The sequence below is a fragment of the Streptomyces daqingensis genome (genome assembly GCF_014645895.1).
Classification (GTDB): Bacteria; Actinomycetota; Actinomycetes; order Streptomycetales; family Streptomycetaceae; genus Streptomyces; species Streptomyces daqingensis.
This window is the reverse complement of sequence record NZ_BMMP01000001.1, coordinates 236898-256961: the sequence shown is the minus strand read 5'-3', so window position 1 is coordinate 256961 and position 20064 is coordinate 236898. Positions and strand designations below refer to the sequence as shown.

Genomic DNA, 20064 nt, shown 5'->3' with positions numbered 1-20064 from the left:
GCCGTGAGCCCCGGGAAGCCGGGAGTCGCGGCGGGTCGGGAACTGCTGCGGGTCAGGGGCCGTCCGGGTCGGCGCGCTCCAGGGCGGGCCTGGGACCGGGCTGTGTCTCCGTCAGCAGGTAGTCGGCGGCGGCGGTGTCCGTGACCAGGCTGGTGACGAGGCCGGAACGCAGCACCGCGCCGATGGCCGCGGCCTTGCGCTGTCCTCCGGCGATGGCGACCACCTCGGGGATGCGGCGCAGCCGCTCCGCCTCGACGGTGATGCAGCGCTCCCCCAGGTCGCGGCCGATGCGCCGCCCGCCGGTGTCGAAGAGGTGGGCGGACATCTCGGCGGCCACGCCCAGCGACGAGTAGTGCTCACGTTCGGTGTCGCTGAGCATGTCGTGGACTGTCGAGATGCCCGGCTCCCAGGAGCCGATGGACACGGCCGCCACCGTCACCTTGTCGAAGTACTCGAAGGCCCGGGAGATGCCCGTCTGGCTCCGTAGGGCGGCCGCGGTGGCCGAGTCGGGCAGCAGCATCGGGGCGTAGATCGGGTGCGCCTCACCGCCCGCGACCTCAGCGGCCCGCCGGACCGCCTCGACCGAGCCGCGGTCGGCGGTGCCCGCGTCGTAGACGCCGGTGAGCTGCACGACGGTGCACGGGGGGAGCTGACGCAGGGCGGCGGCCATGTGGATGGTGGAGCGCCCCCAGGCCAGTCCGAGGACGTCGCCGTCGGTCACGAGTTCGCCGAGGAGGTCGGCGGCCACCTCGCCCAGGTTCTCCGGGTCGGCGCCGTCGTCCGCGGCCTCGGAGGGCGACTCGACGACGACGACGTGCCGCAGTCCGTACCGTGCCCGGAGCGCGTCGGACCGGTCGGCGTCGAGCTCTGCCGGGACGGAGATCTCGATGCGGATCAGGTCCCTCTCCAGCGCCGTCTCCAGCACCCTCGCCACCTTGAAGCGGCTCACTCCGAACTCGTCCGCGATCTGGATCTTGGACTTGCCCTCAAGGTAGAAGCGGCGTGCCATGGCTGCCGCCTGCATGAGCTCGGCGGGCCCCATACGTGTGGTCCGACCCGACGACACCGTACTCACCTCACTGTCTTGCCCCGTCTCGCCGCAGGGCCGTTGCCTTACGTACGCATCAGCGCGGGGCGTTCATCCTTGCAGATCTCGCGTGGCCTTGATCCCACTCGTGCAAGGACCACGCACTACCGGAGCGAGCGGCAGCGCCCGATTCCAGTGTGCTCGCACGGCGCCGCTCCCCCGAAGGCGCCGCGGAGCGGCCGCCGCGCGCCGACCGGCGGGATCCCTACGCCGACGGCGCCGGAGGGGCGTCCGCGGCCCGGCGCGCCGCCTCCTCGGCCTGCTCACGCAGCGCCCGCACCGCCGCTGCCGGGTCGTCCGTCCCGTAGACGGAAGAGCCCGCGACGAAGACGTCCGCTCCGGCCTCGGCGCACTGCTCGATGGTGGAGGCGGAGACCCCGCCGTCCACCTGGAGCCACATCTGCAGTCCGTGCTTGTCCATCAGCCGCCGCGCCCGCCGGATCTTGGGAAGCATGATGTCGAGGAAGGCCTGACCGCCGAAGCCCGGTTCCACGGTCATGATCAGCAGCATGTCCAGTTCGGGGAGGAGGTCCTCGTACTGCTCGACGGGGGTCGCGGGCTTCAGCGCCATCGAGGCGCGGGCGCCCAGCGCCTTGATCTCGCGGGCGAGCCGGACGGGCGCCGCCGCGGCCTCGGCGTGGAAGGTGACGGAACCCGCTCCCGCCTCCACGTACTGCGGGGCCCAGCGGTCCGGCTCGTCGATCATCAGATGGCAGTCCAGGGGCGTGCTGGTCGCCTTGCTCAGCGCCTCCACGACGGGGGTCCCCAGGGTGAGATTGGGTACGAAGTGGCTGTCCATGACGTCGACATGGAGCCAGTCGGCACCTCGCACCGCCTCGGCCTCGTCGGCGAGTCGGGCGAAGTCGGCGGAGAGGATGCTGGGGTTGATCTGAACCATGGCTCCAGTATCCCGGTACGTAGTTCGCGCTGTCCGGCGGGCGTGGGTTCGGCGTCGTCCGCCTGCGGCGGGCGTCCCTCCGGGCACGCCCGCCGCGGACACCGCGGGCCGCGGGCGGCCCGTCACAGCCAGCCGGGCACCACGAACAGAACCCACGTCGCGGCCGGTGCCACGGCGCACATGCTCAGACCCCAGGCCATCAGCCGCTTGAAGACCCGTTCGCGGTCCGCCTCCGGCGCGTTGGCGGTCACCAGGGCGCCGCTGGTGGAGAAGGGCGAGGAGTCGACCACCGACGAGGAGATCGCCAGGGCGATGATCATGCCGACGGCGCCCACGTGACCGCCCTGCAGGAACGGAACGGCAAGCGGGATGAGGGCGCCGAGGATGCCCGTCGTGGAGGCGAACGCCGAGACCACGGCGCCGATGAGGCAGATCAGGAGCGCCGCGAGCAGCGGGGCGTTGATGGAGGCGACGCTGTCCCCGAGGTAGTCGATGGTCCCGATGCGCTCCATCATGCTGACGAAGGTCACGATCCCGCAGACCAGCAGCACCGTGGACCAGGCGCAGCGGTCCACGGCGCCCTTCGCGGACGCCGGTGAGACCAGGGTCAGCACGACGCTCACCGTCAGGGCCATCAGGCCGACGTCCAGCTCGAAGAAGAGCGATCCGACGACGAGGGCCACCAGGCCCAGGAGGGTCAGGACGCGCGGCCCGTCCAGGCGCAGGTCCTCCGGGGGGATCTCCTCCGTCGCCGCCGTGCCGGCCGGTGCGGGGGCGGCCGTCCGGGTCGCCGTACCGGTACCGGCGCCCGCGGAGATTCCGGTGCCTCCGGTGCTCTCCGGCGAACTCCCGCCGCCGCCAGGCGTGTCGGCGCCGGAGACGCCCGCCGAGACGAGCGTGCCGCCTTCCCCTTCCCCGCCGCCGTCCTTGCCGGCTTTCTCGCTGCCTGTCTCCGCCCCGTCCTCCGCGCGCCGTCCGATGAGGCCGCGACCGCCGAAGAGGAAGAACACCCCGATGCTGAGGACGACGTTGAAGACGAAGGAACTGACGAAGAGCAGCGTCGGATTCCCCGCGAGGTCGTTCCTGGAGACCACGCCGTTCGTGATGCTCCCGAAGATGCTGATCGGCGAGAAGCCGCCCGCACTGGCTCCGTTGATGATGAGCAGGCCCATGAGCACCGGGTTGATCCGGTAGCGCACGCAGAATCCCATGCCGATGGGCGCGATGATTCCGACCGCCGCCGGAACGACCGCTCCCGTTGCCGTCAGTACCGCCGTGACCAGGAACATCACCCAGGGGATGAGGGCAATTCTGCCGCCGACCGCTCCTGTCGCCCTGTGCACCAGCCAGTCGACCGTGCCGTTGTTCTTGGCGATGGCGAAGAGGAATGTCACCCCGACGAGCACCACGAACAGGTCGCCCGGAAAACCCCCGAATATATCGTCCGCGGATTCGCCGACGAATGCGGTGCCGACGACGAATGCGGCGACGATCGCGAGGGCGCCCATATGGACCGAGGAGAATGTGGCGACGGCGAATACCAGCACCAATCCGATGATGGATATGACTTGATCTGACACGAGGCTCCTCGCCTTCGGTCGAACGGTCACTTCACAGGCGTGCCGGCACCTTCCTGAATGGAGACCAGAAGCACTCGGAAGCTCCGTACGACTCGTCAACTCCGCCCTGTGCGGGCCCAGTCGGGGCCAGGAGTGCATGGCAAGGCAATTCCGCGATACGGAATCCGGTTTTCGCCTTGGGCGAGTATGGGAGGGGGGTGGAGGCGAGTCAAGACTTCTCGGCAGGATCCCTCAGCGGGCACCGCCTCCCTCGTGCGCGCGTCCCAATGCGGCACTCACACGCTTCGCCGCCGCGTTCACCAGAGCGCCGAATTCGGGCAGGACTCCGGGCGTCATCCGGGAAGTCGGCACGTTGACGCTGATGCTCGCGAAGGGCAGGCCGCTCTCCCCCACCACGGCGCAGGCGACCGCGGAGACGTCGGCGCGCCACTCGCCGCTGTTGGTCGCGTAGCCCCTCGCCCGGGTCTCCTCCAGCTCCTCGCGCAGCTTCTGCGGATCGGTGATCGTCGTCCCGGTGAACGACCGCAGCCCTTCGGCGATGTAGCGCTCGGCGGCCTCGGGCGGGTCCGCGGCGAGCACCGCCTTGCCGTTGGCGGAGGCGTGCATGGAAAGGTTCTGACCCAGCGGCAGGATGATGCGCACGGGCTGGCTCGTCTCGAGCCGCTCGACCAGCACCACGTTGCCGCCCTCACGGACGGCCAGGTGGATCGTCTCGTCCGTGCTGCGGCGCAGCTCCTCCATCACCGGCAACGCCACGTCACGCAGCCCCAGTTCACCCGTGGCGTGACGTCCCACGTGCAGGGCCTTGGTGGTCACGAGCCACCGCGTGGGGGTGCCGCCGGCAGGCCGGATCCACCCGGCGCCGTGCAGGGTCACGAGGGTGCGCTGCACCGAACTCTTGGGCAGCTCCAGGGCCCTGGCCAGGTCCGCGACGCCGACCGGCTGCCGGACGGCGACTTCCTCCAGGGCCCTCAGGGCGTTGACGACGTTCTGCATCCATTGACTCGTTCCGAAGGGGAACCCTATGCTCCGCTGTGCCGCGAGACGATACAGCGTGCCGCTAGACGGCACAACCCCTTCGAGGAGTCGGGCCCATGACACCCCGCACCGGTCGTCACTTCCTGCAGATCCCAGGCCCCAGCAACGTTCCGGACCAGGTCCTGCGGGCCATGTCCGCGCCGACCATCGACCACCGCGGTCCGGAGTTCTCCGCGCTGACGCTCCGTCTCCTCGAAGCCGTCAAACCGGTGTTCGGGACCACGGGACCCGTCGTGATCTACCCGGCTTCCGGAACGGGCGCCTGGGAGGCCGCCCTCGTCAACACGCTCAGCCCGGGCGACCGCGTGCTGTCCTTCGACACGGGCCACTTCGCCACGCTCTGGCGGGACCTCGCCCGGTCCCTCGGCCTGGACGTCGACACCGACCACGTGCCGGGCGACTGGCGGCACGGCGCTGACCCCGACGCGCTGGCCGAGCGCCTCTCCGCGGACACCGGCCACGCCGTCAAGGCCGTGTGCGTCGTGCACAACGAGACCTCGACGGGCGTCACCAGCCGCGTCGCCGACATCCGCCGGGCCATGGACGCCGCCGGCCACCCGGCGCTGCTGCTCGTCGACACCGTCTCCTCGCTCGGCTCCCTCGACTACCGGCACGACGAGTGGGGCGTCGACGTCACCGTCTCCGCCTCGCAGAAGGGGCTGATGCTGCCGCCCGGACTGAGCTTCAACGCCGTCAGCGGCAAGGCACTCCGGGCGGCCGAGGACGCCCGGCTGCCCAAGTCGTACTGGGACTGGGGGCCGGTCCTCGAAGCGAACCGTCGCGGATCCTTCTCCTACACCCCCGCCACCAACCTGCTCTACGGGCTGGAGGAGGCCCTGCGCATGCTGGACGCCGAGGGCCTGCCGGAGGTCTACGCCCGGCACGCCCGTCACGGCGCCGCCACCAGGGCGGCCGTGCGCGGCTGGGGACTCGAGGTCTTCTGCGCGGACGAACGCGAGGCGTCCGGCGTGGTCACCGCGGTACTGATGCCCGAGGGCCACGACGCCGACAAGTTCCGGGGCACGGTGCTGGAGCGGTTCGACATGTCGCTGGGCGCCGGCCTCGGCAAGCTCGCCGGCAAGGTCTTCCGCATCGGCCACCTCGGCCACTTCAACGACCTCACGCTCGCCGGCACTCTCGCCGGGGTGCAGATGGGGCTGGAGCTCGCGGGCGTGCCCGTCGAGCAGGACGGACTGAGCGCGGCCCTGGACGTGCTGCGCTCCGGGTGAACGCCCCGCACCCGACTGCGCCCCACCCCCGCCTACGCCCCGACCCGACCCTCCCCCGACCCCATGGAGTCACCGGCACATGACAGCGATGAGCGGCGACGCCCCGGCGACGGAGGCCGTACCGGCACGTGAGGTGGCCTCCAGGCTCCGCCGGGAGTGCGACGGCGAGGTGCAGTTCGACGACTACACGCGCCACCTGTTCTCCCGCGACGCGAGCATGTACGCGATCAAGCCGCTGGGGGTCCTCTTCCCCAGGCACTCCGGGGACGTACGGGCAGCGGTGGAGATCGCCGGCCAGTACGGCGTTCCGGTCGTCCCGCGGGGCGCGGGGACGAGCCTCGCCGGGCAGACCGTCGGGCCCGGACTCGTCCTGGACCTCTCCCGCCACATGAACCGCATCGTCGAGCTGGACCCCGAGGGCCGGACAGCGCTCGTGGAGGCGGGTGTCGTGCAGGACCAGCTCAACCGGGCGGCCGCGCCGCACGGCCTGATGTTCGGGCCCGACACCTCCACCAGCAACCGGGCCACCGTCGGCGGGATGATCGGCAACAACTCCGCGGGCAGCGGCTCGATCCGCTACGGCATGACCATCGACCACGTACGGGAACTCGACGTCGTGCTCGCGGACGGCCGCGAAGCACACCTGGCACCCGTGGACGAGGACGAACGCAGGCGGCGCGCCGGGCAGCTGACGCTGGAGGGGCGGCTCTACCGCGAACTCCCCCGGATCGCTGCGGAGAACGCGGACGCCATCGCCTCCGGCTTCCCGCAGTTCTGGCGCCGCGCCTGCGGTTACCGTCTCGACCGGCTGCCCGTCCCCGGTCAAGCAGGCCCCGGAGAGCGGCAGTTCGACCTGGCCAAGTTCGTCGTCGGCTCGGAGGGCACCCTCGTGCTGGCCACGCGCGCGCTCGTCGACCTGGTGCCCAAACCCGCCCGTACCGTCATCGCCGTAGGGCACTTCACGTCCGTCGCCGGCGCCATCGCGGCCACCGAGGACGCCCTGGCCTGCGACCCGGCCGCCGTGGAGCTCATGGACAGGCAGATCCTCGACCTGGCCCGCGGCAAGATCGAGTACGCCTCGCTCAGCGGCATCCTCGAAGGCGACCCCGAGGCGCTGCTCTTCGTCTCCTTCACCGGCGACGACGAGGCGGCGCTGACCGGCGCGCTGGACAGGCTCACGTCCCTCTGGTCGCGCCACGGCCACGGCTACCACACCCTCAAGGCCGTCACCCCCGCGCAGCAGAGCTCGCTGTTGAAGGTCCGCAAGTCCAGCCTCGGACTGCTGATGGCCGCGGGTGAGGGGACGCGCCGCCCGCTGGCCTTCGTCGAGGACACCGCCGTCGACCCGGTCCATCTCGCCGAGTACACGGGGCGGTTCAAGGAGGTGCTCGACCGGCACGGGCTCTCCGCGGGCTTCTACGGGCACTGCTCGGTCGGATGCCTGCACATCCGTCCGTTCGTCGACGCCGCCGACCCGGGGCAGGTCGCCACGATGCGGGCGGTCGCCGAGGAGGTCAAGGACCTGGTGCGGGAGTACGGCGGCGTCAACTCCAGCGAGCACGGCGACGGGCTGGCCCGCAGCGAGTTCAACCGCGAGATCTTCGGCGACGAGCTGTACGAGGCGATGCGCCAGGTCAAGGGCCTCTTCGATCCCCAAGGACGTCTCAACCCCGGCAAGATCGTGGACGCCCCCGCCATGACCGACAACCTCCGCGACCCCGCGCTGCCGCCCGCCGGACCGCTGCGCACCCAGCTGGAGTTCGAGGTCGTCGGCGGGATGCGCGGCGCCGCCGACCGCTGCATGAACATCGGGCTGTGCCGCAAGAGCGAGAGCGGCACCATGTGCCCCTCCTACATGGCCACCCTGAAGGAGGAGGACTCCACACGCGGACGCGCCAACGCCCTCGTCAAGGCGCTCTCCGAGCCCGATCCGCACACGGCGCTGGGCGACGAGCGGCTGCACGAGGTCCTCGACCTGTGCCTGATGTGCAAGGCGTGCAAGAGCGAGTGCCCCCTCGGTGTCGACATGGCGACGTTGAAGGCGGAGGCGCTCTCCCACCGGCACGAGCAGCACGGCATACCCCGAAGGTCGAAGGTCTTCGGCTCCATCCGCCGTCTCAACAGGCTCGGTTCCGCCACCGCCCCCCTGTCCAACCTCCCGGGGCGCATCCGTCCCGTGCGCCTGCTGATGGACCGCCTGCTGGGCATCACACCGGCCCGTCCGCTGCCGCGCTTCACGCGCAGGAACCTTGTGCGCTGGTTCCGCGAACGGCACGTCCCGCCCGGGGACGCGACCACAGCGGCCGCCGGTGCGGACCCGTCCGGACCCGGCACCCTCACCTACCTCGCCGACTCCTTCACCACATACACCGAGCCGGGCATCGGCCGTGCGGCCATCGAGCTTCTCGAACTCGCGGGCTGGAACGTGAAGTTGGAGACTCGCGGCTGCTGCGGACGTGCCGCCTTCTCCAAGGGGCTCGTCGAGCAGGCCAAGGACGAGGCACGGCACCTGGCGTCGCTGCTGGCCGAGTCGGGGGAGCCGGGCTCCCCCGTCGTGGGCTGCGAGCCGTCGTGCCTGATGACGCTGCGGGACGAACACCGCGCCCTGCTCCCGGACGACCCCGCCGTCCAGGACGTGGCCGGACGGGTGCGGCAGGTCGAGGAGATGCTCGCCGAGGCGGTCGACGACGGCAGGCTGCGCCTGGACGGGGCGAGCTGGCCCGCGGGCCGCAGAATCCTGTACCACGGCCACTGCCATCAGAAGGCGGAGGTCGGGACGGCCGCCACCGTGGAGCTGCTGAAGCGGATACCGGGCGCGGAGGTCGTCGAACTGGACGCGGGCTGCTGCGGCATGGCCGGTTCGTTCGGCTTCGAGTCCGAGCACTACGAGCTGTCGATGACGGTCGGCGGCGACCGCCTCTTCCCCGCCATCGCCGCGGAGTCCGGCGCGACCGTCCTCGCCGCCACCGGGGTCTCCTGCCGCCAGCAGATCTTCCACGGCACCGAGCGCAGCGCCTGGCATCCCGTGGAACTCGTGCGGGAGGCGCTGCTGACCGGTCCCGCCACGGAAGCCGGAGCCGACGACGAGGGAGCAGCCCGCACGTGACCCCCACCCCCCTCCCGCCCGGGGCGCTCGAAGGCGTACGCGTCGTGGACTTCACCCAGGTCATGGCGGGCCCCTACTGCACGATGCTCCTCGCCGACCTCGGCGCGGACGTGGTGAAGGTCGAGCCCGCCGGCACCGGCGACCAGATCCGGCGCTCCTGGGACACCCCCCTCCCCGGGCGCGACAGCCCCGCCTTCCACGCGCTGAACCGCAACAAGCGCAGCGTCACCCTCGATCTGCGCTCGGACGACGGGCAGGAGGGCTTCCGCAGGCTCGTCTCCGATGCCGACGTCGTCGTGGAGAACTTCCGCCCCGGTGTCGCCGACCGCCTCGGCGTCGGCTACGAAGCGGCACGGCGGATCCGGCCGGACGTCGTCTACGCCTCGATCTCCGGGTTCGGCCAGTACGGCCCGTACGCGGACCGGCCCGGCTACGACCTGATCGCGCAGGCCATGGCCGGCTCCCTCAGCGTCACCGGCGAGCCCGGCGGCGACCCCGTCAAGTGCGGTCTGCCCGTGGGCGATCTGGGAGCGGGGATGCTCTGCGCGATCGGCATCCTCGGCGCGTACCACCACCGGCTGCGCACCGGCGAGGGCCAGTACCTGGAGACGTCCCTGTACGAGGCGGTGCTGGCGATGTCGGTGTGGGAGTCGACGGAGTACTTCGCCTCCGGGCGCACGCCCCGGCCGCTCGGCTCGGCCCACCGCATGGCGGCCCCGTACCAGGCGGTGCGCACCGCCGACGGCCACGTCACCATCGCCGCCAACAACCAGCGACTGTGGCACCGCCTGTGCGACGCCCTCGGCCTGGAGCACCTCGCCGGCGACGAGCGCTTCGCCTCCAACACCGACCGGATGGAGCACCGGGCCGAGCTGATCGCCCTGCTGGAGGGGCGGCTGGCGACGGAGACCACGGAGCAGTGCGTACGGCTGCTCCTGGACGCGGGCATCCCCGCCGGCCCGATCCTCGACTACGGGCAGATCCTCGGAGGCGACCCGCACGCCGAGGCACGCGGCATGGTCGAGGAGTACGAGCACCCCGTCGAGGGCAGGGCGCAGGTCCTCGGCTTCCCGGTCAAACTGGGCCGCACCCCGGCCCGCGTGCGCCGCCATCCGCCGCTGCTCGGAGAGCACAACGAGGAACTGCTGGGGGACGCATGACCACCGACGTCCATCCGCCGTCCGCCCGCTGGACGAAGCAGGAGGTACCCGGCACAGGTTCCTCCGCGGCGCATCTGACGCTCTCCAACCCGCGTCAGCGGAACGCCCTGACGATGGGCATGTACGACCAGCTCGAACTCGCCTGCGAGGAGATCGACGCCGACCCGGAGGTCCAGGTGACCGTGCTGCGCGGCGCCGGCGGCCGCGCCTTCGCAGCGGGCACCGACATCCGCGAGTTCCGGGGGTTCACGTCGGGCGCCGACGGCGTCGCCTACGAGAAGCGCGTGGGGCGGGCCGTGGAACGTCTCGCCTCGGTGCGCATGCCGGTCGTCGGCGCCGTCGAAGGACCGGCGGTGGGCGCCGGCATCGCCCTGTCCGCCTGCTGCGACCTCGTACTGTGCACGCCGGACGCGGTGTTCGGCGCACCCATCGCCCGCACGCTCGGCAACTGCCTCGCACCGGCCGTCGTCGCGCGTCTCTACGCCTCGCTCGGCAGGGCCCGCACGCTGCGGGCGCTGCTCACCGCCGAACTGATCGGCGCGCAGGAGGCGCTGACGGCCGGCTTCGTCCAGGAGGTCGTGGAACGTGAGGAGTTCGACGAGCGCATCGCCGCGACGTGCGCCGGCATCGCCCGCGGAGCGCCCCTCACGCTCGCCGCGCTGAAGGAGGCCGACCGGCGGGTGCTGGCCGCCTCGGCCCCCGGCCCCGCCGACGACCTGTACGAACTCTGCTACGGGAGCCGCGACTTCCGCGAGGGCGTGACCGCGTTCCTCGACAAGCGCACCCCCGACTGGCAGGGGAACTGACACGGGACGCGGTCCCGGGAAGCGCTTGTGCAGACCCTCGTCCAGGCCCTCGTCCCGCTCAGGAAGGGGTACGGCGCAGCAGCGCCATGTACATCGCGTCGGTCCCGTGGAGATGGGGCCACAGCTGCACGTCCGGTCCGTCGCCCAGGTGGGGCATCTCGGGCAGCAGCGGCCTGACGTCGATCTGTTCGGCGCCCGTCTCCTTGACCAGGTCCCCGACGACGGCCCGGGTCTCCGCGAGGTGCGGTGAGCAGGTGGCGTAGCAGACGACCCCGCCCACGCGCACCGAGTTCAGGGCCTGCCGCAGCAGGTCGCGCTGGAGAGGCGCGAAGCCGGTCACGTCCTCGGGGCTGCGGCGCCAGCGCGCCTCGGGGCGCCGGCGCAGCGCACCCAGCCCCGTGCAGGGCACGTCGACCAGGACGCGGTCGAAGGAGCCCGGCCGCCACGCGGGACGCGTCGCGTCCGCGGTGACCACCGCGTACGGGCCCGGGTTGCCGTCCAGGGAGCGGGCCACGAGGCCCGCACGGTGCTGCTGCTTCTCCGCGGCGAGGAGCACGGCGCCGCGCTGCGCGGCGAGGGCCCCGAGCAGCGCGGCCTTGCCCCCGGGCCCGGCGCAGCCGTCCAGCCACCGCTCGCCCCGGCCGCTCCCGTCCCGCTCCTCGCCGGACGCGCTCGCGCCGTCCTCGGCGGGAGGCTCCAGCGGTGCGCCGGCGAGCGCCAGCGCGACGAGCTGGCTCCCCTCGTCCTGCACGCCGGCCCGCCCCTCGCGCACGGCGTCGATCGCACCGGGTTCGCCGCCCTCCGCGAGCCGCACCGCGTAGGGCGACCAGCGGCCGGGGACGGCATCGCCGGTGAGCAGCTCCTCCGTGGTGGCACGGCCCGGACGGGCCACCAGGGTCACCTCCGGCCTGTCGTTGTCCGCGGCCAGCAGGTCCTCCATGCCGTTGCTGCCGCCGCCGAGGGAGTCCCAGAGCGCGGAGACCACCCAGCGCGGATGCGCGTGACGGATTCCCAGGTGCTCCTCCGGGTCCTCGTCGTACGAAGGCGTCACCCTCTCCAGCCAGCCCTCCAGGTCGTCCGCGGCGACCTTGCGGAGCACCGCGTTGACGAACTTCGCACGCCCGTCCCCCAGTACGACACGGGCCAGTTCGACGGTGGCGCTCACTCCCGCATGGGTGGGGATGCGGGTGTTCAGCAGCTGGTGCACGCCGAGAGAGAGCACGTCGAGCACGGGCGGGTCGACCTCGCGCAGCGGACGGTCCACGCACTCGGCGACAATCGCGTCGTAGGTGCCCTGCCAGCGCAGCGTTCCGTAGACCAGCTCGGTGGCCAGGGCCGCGTCCCGGGAGTCGAAGTCGCCCTTGTCGCGGGCCTTCCGCAGAAGCGGAGGCAGCACGAGGTTCGCGTACGCGTCGCGCTCGTCGACGGCGCGCAGCGCCTCGAAGGCGAGGATGCGGACCGGGTCCTTGCGGGGACGGCGGTAGGGCTTCGACGGGCGGCGCGGCCTGTTGCTCACGGGGAAAGGTGCTCCGGATCTGCGATGACGAGGTGCCCGTTCAGCCTACGCCGGTGGCCGGACGCCGCGTCACGGGCGGCGGCACACGAGCAGGGCCGGGACCGGTGGCAGGAACGGGCAGACGAGGGGCCGGAAGGCCAGGGGCAGGACCGGACCGCCGCCTCCCCCCTACACGCCCAGCCGCTCGCTCTCGGCCACTCGCACGCCGCGCGCCCAGTCGGCCGCGGGCATCGGCTTCTTGCCCTGCGGCTGCACCCACTGCAGCTCCACCGGATGCGAACCGGTGCCCACCAGAACGGAGTTCTTCCCGGCGGCCAGCTCCCCCGGGCCGAGGCCGCCGCCCCCGGACGGCTGCCCGGTCTCGGGCGTCAGGGACCGCACCTTCAGCCGCTCGCCGCGGAAGACCGTCCAGGCACCGGGAGCGGGGGTGCACGCCCGCACGAGCCGGTCGACGCGCAGGGCCGGGGCCTCCCAGTCGATCCGCGCGTCCTCGACGCCGATCTTCGGAGCGAGCGAGACGCCCTCCTCGGGCTGCGGCACGGCGCGGAGGGTGCCGTCCTCGATGCCGTCCATCGTGGCGGCGAGCAGTCCGGCGCCCGCGAACGCGAGCCGGGTCAGCAGGTCGCCGCTGGTGTCGGTGGGCTGCACCTTCTCCGTGATCACGCCGTAGACCGGCCCGGAGTCCAGGCCCTCCTCGATGAGGAACGTGGACGCGCCCGTCATCTCGTCCCCCGCCAGCAGGGCGTGCTGGACGGGTGCCGCACCGCGCCAGGCGGGCAGCAGGGAGAAGTGCAGATTGACCCAACCGCGCGCCGGCACGTCCAGGGCGACCCGGGGCAGCAGCGCGCCGTAGGCGACGACGGGAGCGCAGTCGGGCCCGATCTCGCGGAGGCGGGCGAGGAAGTCCTCGTCGCGGGGGCGTGCGGGCTTGAGTACCTCGATGCCCTCCTCCTCGGCGCGCTGCGCCACGGGGCTCGGCACCAGCCGCCGTCCCCGTCCGGCACGGGCGTCGGGGCGCGTCACCACGGCCGCCACCTCGTGCCGCTCCGAGGCGATCAGGGCGTCGAGCGCGGGCACGGCGACCTCGGGGGTGCCGGCGAAGACGAGCTTCATCGGTTGGGGTCCACCTCTCACGGAACGGCGGCGGCACCGCGGAACCCGCGGTCATGGACGACGCGCCAGTCTACGGGCCGCACTTGGTGTTCCGTTGCGCCACCCGAGGGGGCGTACGTAGAGGCGCGCACACCCGCGCCGACCGTCGGCACGCCTCCGGGCGTGACCCGAACGCCCCTATCGCGTTGGTCAAACCAGATTGACCGAAACGAGCCGTTCGCGGCTCCGTATCCGCTGCACAACGGTTTCGAGAGGCTTCTTCAATGGCCGACCACGCAACCCACGACGCCCAGGCCAGGGCGAGCCTGCACCTGCTGGTGCGGGACATCGAGCGGGTCCGCCGCCAGGTGGACGCGCTGCGCACCCTCACCGCCCAGCTCGGCAACGTCTACCGACCGCGACGCTCCGCCCCGTCAGCGGGCTTCGTCGTCTACGGGCGCGCGCCCGCACCCACCGTGCGGCTGGCACAGGAACTGCGGGACAGCGTGGAGACCCTGGTCACCGCCGCGGTGGACTTCGACAGGTCGCTGGGCTTCTCCTGGGACGCCGTCGGCTCCGCGCTCGGCGTCACCAAGCAGGCCGTGCACCGTCGTTACGGTTCGCGGCGCAACGCGTCCCGCGAACTGGCGGACGCCGGCGGGCAGTCCGACTTCCCGTCCGATTCGGCGCCGGCAGCGCCCGCCCTCCCCGCAGCGGCAGGGAACGGCCCGTCGGGTCCGGCCCTGCCGGCCGCCGCGCCTGCCGCGTCCGCACAGACCGGCACCGTCCAGGGCACCGCGCTCACCCCGTCACGGCCGCCCGTTCCCGGGCAGCCCTCACGTGACCACAGACCGGGGGCATTCCCCGGCCCTCGCAACGGCTGACTCCTCCTCGGCCGTTGCCCCACCGCCCGGTGCGCGCCGCACGCACCGGGCGGTGCGACGTCCGCAGCCCGTACGGATTGCCGGCTCATCACACCGCCGGCACGAACGGAGTCCCGTCCGGCCCCCGCTCACCACGCACTTGACCGGCATACCCCGTCGACTGCCGCTCCGCGCGGGGCAGTCGGCAGCAGCGGTGGGACCGCACTCGTCAGCCGATGTCGGGCGGATCGACGCGGATCTGAACGGGGGTCCCCTCGCGCCGCGCAAGGCGGGCAGCGTGCGCCGTCTTCAGCGCCGCCGCCATCGCCGCACCCGACCCCGGCGGCACCCGCACCAGCGCCCTCACCCACCGCTCCCCCACAGGCGGATCGCCGGGACGCCGGGGCCGTCCGGGTTCGACGACGGGAAGCCCCACAGGGCCCAGCACCTCCGCGTCCGCCGGCAGCCCGGCCTGACCCAGCAGCTCGGCGACCGCCTCCGCCCGCCCGCTGACGGCGGCCATCCGCGAGACCGGCGGAAACCCCAGCTCCGCCCGCTCCGACAGCTCCCGCAGCGCGAACCCGGACGGGTCCCAGCGCACGAGCGCCTGCACAGGGCGCAGAGTCGGCTCGGCAACGACGAGGACCGTGCCGTCCTCCCCCTGGGGCCGTACCAGCGCGGAAGCGGACAGCCAGCGGCGCAGCGCCTCCTCACCGGCACGCAGATCAGGCCGGCCCAGCAGCGCCCAGCCGTCGAGCAGCAGCGCGGCCGCATAGCCGGGGCCGTCCGCGGGAGGCTCGGCGCCGGGAGTCGAGACGATGAGCGCGGGCGCGTCCGGCACGCTCTCAAGGACATGATCGCGGCCCGAGGTGCGCACCGGGACGGACGGAAAGGCGCGTCCCAGCTCCTCCGCGGTCCGCCGGGCGCCGAAGACCTGCCCGCGCAGCCGCGTCCCGCCGCAGTCGGGGCAGTGCCAGTCCGGAACCTCGAGCGCACACCAGCCGCACCGGAGGCTCCCCCGGTCGTCGGTGGCCTCCAGCGGGCCGGAGCACCGGGCACAGCGCGCGGGCGCCCGGCACTGCGCGCACGCGAGCCGCGGGACGTAACCGCGCCGTGGCACCTGCACCAGGACGGGCCCCCGGCTCAAAGCGTCCCGGGCCGTGTTCCATGCGAGCGTCGGCAGCCGGGCGGTGCGGGCCGCCGCATCGCGGGCCTCGTCGAGGTCGCCGACCGTACGGATCAGGGGGGCCGTCTCCCGCACGGTCTCGCGGGACGCCGTCAGCGGCCGCGCCCAGCCGGTCTCCACCAGCTGCGCCGCCTCGACGGTGCACCCGTGGCCGCCCGCCAGGAAACCCGCCTGCTCGGTGACGGCGCGCTGCAGCAGCACCTCCCGGGCGTGCGGCTGCGGCGCGTGGTCGTCGCTGTGCGCCGCGTCCCCGTCGTCCCACAGGGCCGCCAGGCCGAGATCGCGCACCGGAGCGAACATCGCCGCGCGCGTCCCCACCACCGCCCGCACGGCGCCGCGGCTCACCGCCAGCCAGCGGGCGTAGCGCTGCTCGGGGCCGGACTCGGCGGTCAGCAGGACGTGCCGCCCGTCACCGATCAGCTCCGCTAGCGCGGCGTCGACCCGTCCCGCCGCACGGCCGTCCGGCAGCACCGCGAGGGCGCCGCGTCCGGAGGCGAGCGCGGCGGCGAGGGCCCGGGCCAGCTCCTGCGGCCACTCCGGGCCGGGCAGCGCCGTCCATACGGCGCGGGGGCTGCCGCCCTCGGCGAGCCTCTCCAGGTAGGCGGGCCCGTCGACGTACCGCTCCCAGCCGCCGGGCTGAGGTGCTGACGGCGGCGGCTGGGCCTCGGGCGAGGCCCGCTTCTCGGCCCTCGCCATCCGCGGCGGCACGGCAAGCTGCACCACGTCGGCGAGCGACCCCGCGTACCGGTCGGCCACCGCCCGGCACAGCCGCAGCAACTCCGGAGAGAGCACAGGCTCCGGGGAGAGCACCTGCGCGATCGGGGCCAGAGCACCCGGATAGTCGCTCTGCGCGACGCGTTCGACGATGAACCCGTTGATCAGCCCGCCGCCCTCGCGCCGGCCCTCGCGCTCCCCCGCGCCGAAGCGCACCCGCACCCGGGCCCCCGGCTGGGCCTCGGCGTCCATGGCGGCGGGAACCGCGTAGTCGAAGTACCTGTCCAGGTGGACCAGCCCTTTGTCCACCAGGACGCGGGCTACCGGCAGTTCCCCGGCGAGCGCCGCCCCGCGCCACGTCCTCGGCTTCGCCTTCGGCGGCTTGCTCTTCCGCACGGTCTCGCGCAGCAGCGCAAGCTGCTCCGGCGCCTCCCCGGAGGTCCCCCGCTGCTCGTCATCGCTGCTCACAGCTTTCAGTCTTAGCAGACGGCGCGGACACCAGCGGGGCCCCACCGGCCCGGAGGACACTCCCCACACGGCTTACGGCAAGCACCCTGGCACGCGCAGGGCCCGGCCGCCCCGCGTGACGCGGAACGACCGGGCCCTGCGGGCCGTGGACGCCTCAAACGCCCGCCGACAAGCGGTAGTTACAGCCCCGCGGCCTTGCGCAGCGCGTCGACGCGGTCCGTGCGCTCCCAGGTGAAGTCGGGGAGTTCACGGCCGAAGTGGCCGTAGGCCGCGGTCTGGGCGTAGATCGGGCGGAGCAGGTCGAGGTCGCGGATGATCGCGGCGGGGCGGAGGTCGAAGACCTCGCTGATCGCCTGCTCGATCTTCTCGACGTCGACGGTGGCGGTGCCGAAGGTCTCCACGAAGACACCGACGGGCTCGGCCTTGCCGATCGCGTAGGCGACCTGGACCTCGCAGCGCGTGGCCAGCTCTGCCGCGACGACGTTCTTGGCGACCCAGCGCATCGCGTACGCCGCCGAGCGGTCGACCTTGGACGGGTCCTTGCCGGAGAAAGCGCCGCCGCCGTGGCGGGCCATGCCGCCGTAGGTGTCGACGATGATCTTCCGGCCGGTCAGGCCCGCGTCGCCCATCGGGCCGCCGATCTCGAAGCGGCCGGTGGGGTTGACCAGAAGCCGGTAGCCGGCGGTGTCCAGCTTGACGCCGTCCTCGACGAGGCGCTTGAGCTCCGGTTCGACGACGTACTCGCGGATGTCGGGGGCGAGCAGCGAGTCCAGGTCGATGTCCGCGGCGTGCTGCGAGGAGACCACGACGGTGTCGAGGCGGACGGCCTTGTCGCCGTCGTACTCGATCGTCACCTGCGTCTTGCCGTCCGGGCGCAGGTAGGGGATGGTGCCGTTCTTCCGCACGTCGGAGAGGCGCTCCGAGAGGCGGTGAGCCAGCTGGACGGGAAGCGGCATGTACTCGGCGGTCTCGTCGCAGGCGTAGCCGAACATCAGGCCCTGGTCGCCGGCGCCCTGCTTGTCCAGCTCGTCGTCGTCGCCCTCGACGCGGTTCTCGTACGCGGTGTCGACGCCCTGCGCGATGTCGGGGGACTGCGCGCCGATCGACTCCGAGACGCCGCAGGAGGCGCCGTCGAAGCCCTTCTTCGACGAGTCGTAGCCGATCTCGAGGATCTTGTTGCGCACGAGCGACGAGATGGGTGCGTAGGCCTTGGTGGTCACTTCACCGGCGACGTGCACGAGCCCGGTGGTGATCAGAGTCTCGACGGCGACCCGCGAGTGCGGGTCTTCCTTGAGCAGCGCGTCGAGGATGGTGTCGCTGATCTGGTCAGCAATCTTGTCAGGGTGACCCTCGGTCACGGATTCCGAGGTGAACAGACGGCGGGACACATCGCTCCCTGGGGTTGCAGCGGCTGCTGGCTATCAATGGGCGGACCGGTCGGGGGCCCAAGCACGGTCCGCCGCCAGTTTATCCATCTGGAGCCGTATCCAATCACGTAGTCCCGAACTTCGATACAGGCCATGACCTGCGCAAGCTCATCCACCAGGAGATGCGGTGCGCTCTTGACGGGCCTGCGGAGTGTGCGTCATATCACGCCATCACAGACATAACGGATCCCGCGGACGGACTGATTCCGCTCGCTTGCGACGGACGGGCGAAAAGGGCGAAACGGTCAGGGGAAGCGCAGGGCCACCAGGTCCCAGACCTTGTCGGAGAGGACGTCCTTCGGTCCGTACGGAACCGCCGTCTCACTTCCGTCCGCACCCAGGACGACGGCCTCGTTCTCCTCCGCCCCGAACGTCTTGCCCTCCCCCACCTCGTTGACGACGAGCAGGTCGCAGCGCTTGCGGGCCAGCTTGGCCCGGCCGTTGGCGAGGACGTCGTCGGTCTCGGCCGCGAAGCCGACGACGATCTGGCCGGCGCGGGCCCTGTCGGTGGACAGCTCGGCGAGGATGTCCGGATTGCGCACCAGCTCCAGGGGCTCGGGCTCCGCGTCCTTCCGCTTCTTGATCTTGCCTTCGGCGTAGGCCGCCGGACGGAAGTCCGCGACCGCTGCCGCCATCACGACGGCGTCCGCGTCGGCGGCCGCCTCCAGCACCGCCTCACGGAGCTGTGCGGCCGTCCCCACCCGGACCACGTCGACGCCGGCCGGGCCGGGAAGCTCGCTGTTCGCCGCGACCAGGGTGACGCGGGCGCCGCGCGCGGCGGCGGTACGAGCCAGGGCGAAGCCCTGCTTCCCCGACGAGCGGTTGCCCAGGAAACGCACCGGATCGAGGGGTTCGCGCGTGCCGCCCGCGCTGACGACCACGTGCCGGCCCGTGAGGTCCGTCCGCTCCGCGGCCGTACCGCGCGCGAGCACCCCGCGGCAGAACTCGAAGACCGCCTCCGGCTCCGGGAAGCGCCCCTTGCCCGTGTCCGCTCCCGTCAGCCGTCCCACCGCGGGCTCGATGACGAGGCAGCCCCGGCGGCGCAGCGTGGCGACGTTCTCCTGCGTGGCCGGGTGCTCCCACATCTCGGTATGCATGGCGGGGGCGAAGACGACCGGACACCGCGCGGTGAGCAGGGTGTTCGTCAGCAGGTCGTCGGCGAGGCCGTGGGCGGCCTTCGCGAGGATGTCGGCCGTCGCGGGCGCGACCACGACCAGGTCGGCGCTCTGCCCGATGCGCACGTGGGGCACCTCGTGCACCGACTCCCACACGTCGGTGCTCACGGGACGGCCCGAGAGCGCCGAGAACGTGGCCTCCCCGACGAAGCGCAGCGCGGAGGCCGTCGGCACGACCTGCGTATCGTGCCCGCTCTCCGTCAGCCGCCGCAGCAGCTCGCACGCCTTGTAGGCGGCGATGCCGCCGCTGACTCCGAGTACGACCCGCGGCCTGCTCTCCTGCGGACTGCCGTGCTGGCGCTGCTCCATCGCCGACCTCTCCCCATGCGGTGCCCGACGGTGCCTGACGGGCGTCAGGCGGGCTGCCTACCACCTACACATGACACACCACGGGCCCGGCAGCGCGGCTGCCGGGCCCGTGGAGGTGGTTCCTGCCGGTGCCTACTGCGTCACCGGGACGTCGACGGCCTCGGAGGTCAGCAGGCCGGCGTTGATCTCGCGGAGCGCGATCGAGAGCGGCTTCTCGTGGACGTGGGTGTCCACGAGGGGGCCCACGTACTCGAGGAGACCCTCACCGAGCTGCGAGTAGTACGCGTTGATCTGGCGCGCACGCTTGGCGGCGTAGATCACGAGGCTGTACTTCGAGTCGGTGGCTTCGAGCAGCTCATCAATGGGCGGATTGATGATGCCCTCGGGCGTGGAGATGGAAGAGGACACGC

Annotated in this window: 15 protein-coding genes; 5 read left to right on the top strand and 10 right to left on the bottom strand. The window is 72.5% G+C overall.

The annotated features are described in order from the left end of the window. Positions 1-52: 52 nt before the first annotated feature. From IEY56_RS01170 to IEY56_RS01155, 4 genes are all read right to left on the bottom strand, one after another. The gene (locus IEY56_RS01170) at positions 53-1042 is read right to left on the bottom strand and encodes a sugar-binding transcriptional regulator (RefSeq protein WP_189035129.1); all 990 of its coding nucleotides are present in this window, start codon (positions 1040-1042) and stop codon (positions 53-55) included. Positions 1043-1292: 250 nt separating this feature from the next. Then, positions 1293-1985 carry a ribulose-phosphate 3-epimerase gene (gene rpe / locus IEY56_RS01165; protein WP_189035128.1) on the bottom strand — a complete coding sequence of 231 codons (693 nt, stop codon included), beginning with the start codon at positions 1983-1985 and terminating at the stop codon, positions 1293-1295. A 122-nt stretch (positions 1986-2107) separates the two neighbouring features. Continuing rightward, positions 2108-3565, bottom strand: a complete 1458-nt coding sequence (locus IEY56_RS01160) for an SLC13 family permease (RefSeq protein ID WP_189035127.1) — start codon at positions 3563-3565, stop codon at positions 2108-2110. Positions 3566-3796: 231 nt separating this feature from the next. Continuing rightward, positions 3797-4561 (bottom strand): IclR family transcriptional regulator, encoded by a 765-nt coding sequence (locus IEY56_RS01155; RefSeq protein WP_189035126.1) that lies wholly within the window; start codon positions 4559-4561, stop codon positions 3797-3799. A gap of 98 nt (positions 4562-4659) precedes the next feature. On the opposite strand from IEY56_RS01155, the gene IEY56_RS01150 reads away from it, so the two are divergent. The 4 genes from IEY56_RS01150 to IEY56_RS01135 all read left to right on the top strand — a co-directional run bounded on the left by IEY56_RS01150 (position 4660) and on the right by IEY56_RS01135 (position 10904). Then, positions 4660-5832, top strand: a complete 1173-nt coding sequence (locus IEY56_RS01150) for a pyridoxal-phosphate-dependent aminotransferase family protein (RefSeq protein WP_189035125.1) — start codon at positions 4660-4662, stop codon at positions 5830-5832. 79 nt (positions 5833-5911) lie between these two features. Then, positions 5912-8938 carry an FAD-binding and (Fe-S)-binding domain-containing protein gene (locus IEY56_RS01145; protein ID WP_189035124.1) on the top strand — a complete coding sequence of 1009 codons (3027 nt, stop codon included), beginning with the start codon at positions 5912-5914 and terminating at the stop codon, positions 8936-8938. Beyond that, positions 8935-10098 carry a CaiB/BaiF CoA transferase family protein gene (locus tag IEY56_RS01140; protein WP_229711441.1) on the top strand — a complete coding sequence of 388 codons (1164 nt, stop codon included), beginning with the start codon at positions 8935-8937 and terminating at the stop codon, positions 10096-10098. The genes IEY56_RS01145 and IEY56_RS01140 overlap by 4 nt, the downstream gene beginning before the upstream one ends. After that, positions 10095-10904 carry an enoyl-CoA hydratase gene (locus IEY56_RS01135; RefSeq protein WP_189035123.1) on the top strand — a complete coding sequence of 270 codons (810 nt, stop codon included), beginning with the start codon at positions 10095-10097 and terminating at the stop codon, positions 10902-10904. The genes IEY56_RS01140 and IEY56_RS01135 overlap by 4 nt, the downstream gene beginning before the upstream one ends. Positions 10905-10962: 58 nt before the next feature. Here IEY56_RS01135 and IEY56_RS01130 read toward each other — a convergent pair whose 3' ends face one another. Together IEY56_RS01130 and fmt are read right to left on the bottom strand one after the other, a co-directional pair. Further along, a complete protein-coding gene (locus IEY56_RS01130; protein WP_189035122.1) occupies positions 10963-12420 on the bottom strand; it encodes an RsmB/NOP family class I SAM-dependent RNA methyltransferase in 1458 nt (485 codons plus the stop codon). A 168-nt stretch (positions 12421-12588) separates the two neighbouring features. Beyond that, a complete protein-coding gene (gene fmt, locus IEY56_RS01125; protein ID WP_189035121.1) occupies positions 12589-13533 on the bottom strand; it encodes a methionyl-tRNA formyltransferase in 945 nt (314 codons plus the stop codon). A gap of 263 nt (positions 13534-13796) precedes the next feature. Between fmt and IEY56_RS01120 the strand changes: the two genes are divergently transcribed. Next, entirely contained in the window at positions 13797-14396 is a 600-nt protein-coding gene (locus tag IEY56_RS01120; RefSeq protein ID WP_189035120.1) for a hypothetical protein, read from the top strand. 208 nt (positions 14397-14604) lie between these two features. Here the strand turns inward: IEY56_RS01120 and IEY56_RS01115 are convergent, their stop codons facing one another. From IEY56_RS01115 to rpoZ, 4 genes are all read right to left on the bottom strand, one after another. Beyond that, a complete protein-coding gene (locus IEY56_RS01115; protein ID WP_189035119.1) occupies positions 14605-16743 on the bottom strand; it encodes a primosomal protein N' in 2139 nt (712 codons plus the stop codon). A gap of 179 nt (positions 16744-16922) precedes the next feature. Further along, complete coding sequence (metK, locus tag IEY56_RS01110; protein WP_045862252.1) at positions 16923-18131, bottom strand: methionine adenosyltransferase; 1209 nt, start codon at positions 18129-18131, stop codon at positions 16923-16925. 284 nt (positions 18132-18415) lie between these two features. Further along, on the bottom strand, positions 18416-19654 hold the full coding sequence (gene coaBC / locus IEY56_RS01105; protein ID WP_189035118.1) for a bifunctional phosphopantothenoylcysteine decarboxylase/phosphopantothenate--cysteine ligase CoaBC: 1239 nt from the start codon (positions 19652-19654) through the stop codon (positions 18416-18418). A gap of 132 nt (positions 19655-19786) precedes the next feature. Next, positions 19787-20062, bottom strand: a complete 276-nt coding sequence (gene rpoZ, locus IEY56_RS01100) for a DNA-directed RNA polymerase subunit omega (RefSeq protein WP_028431631.1) — start codon at positions 20060-20062, stop codon at positions 19787-19789. Between the last annotated feature and the right edge of the window lie 2 nt (positions 20063-20064).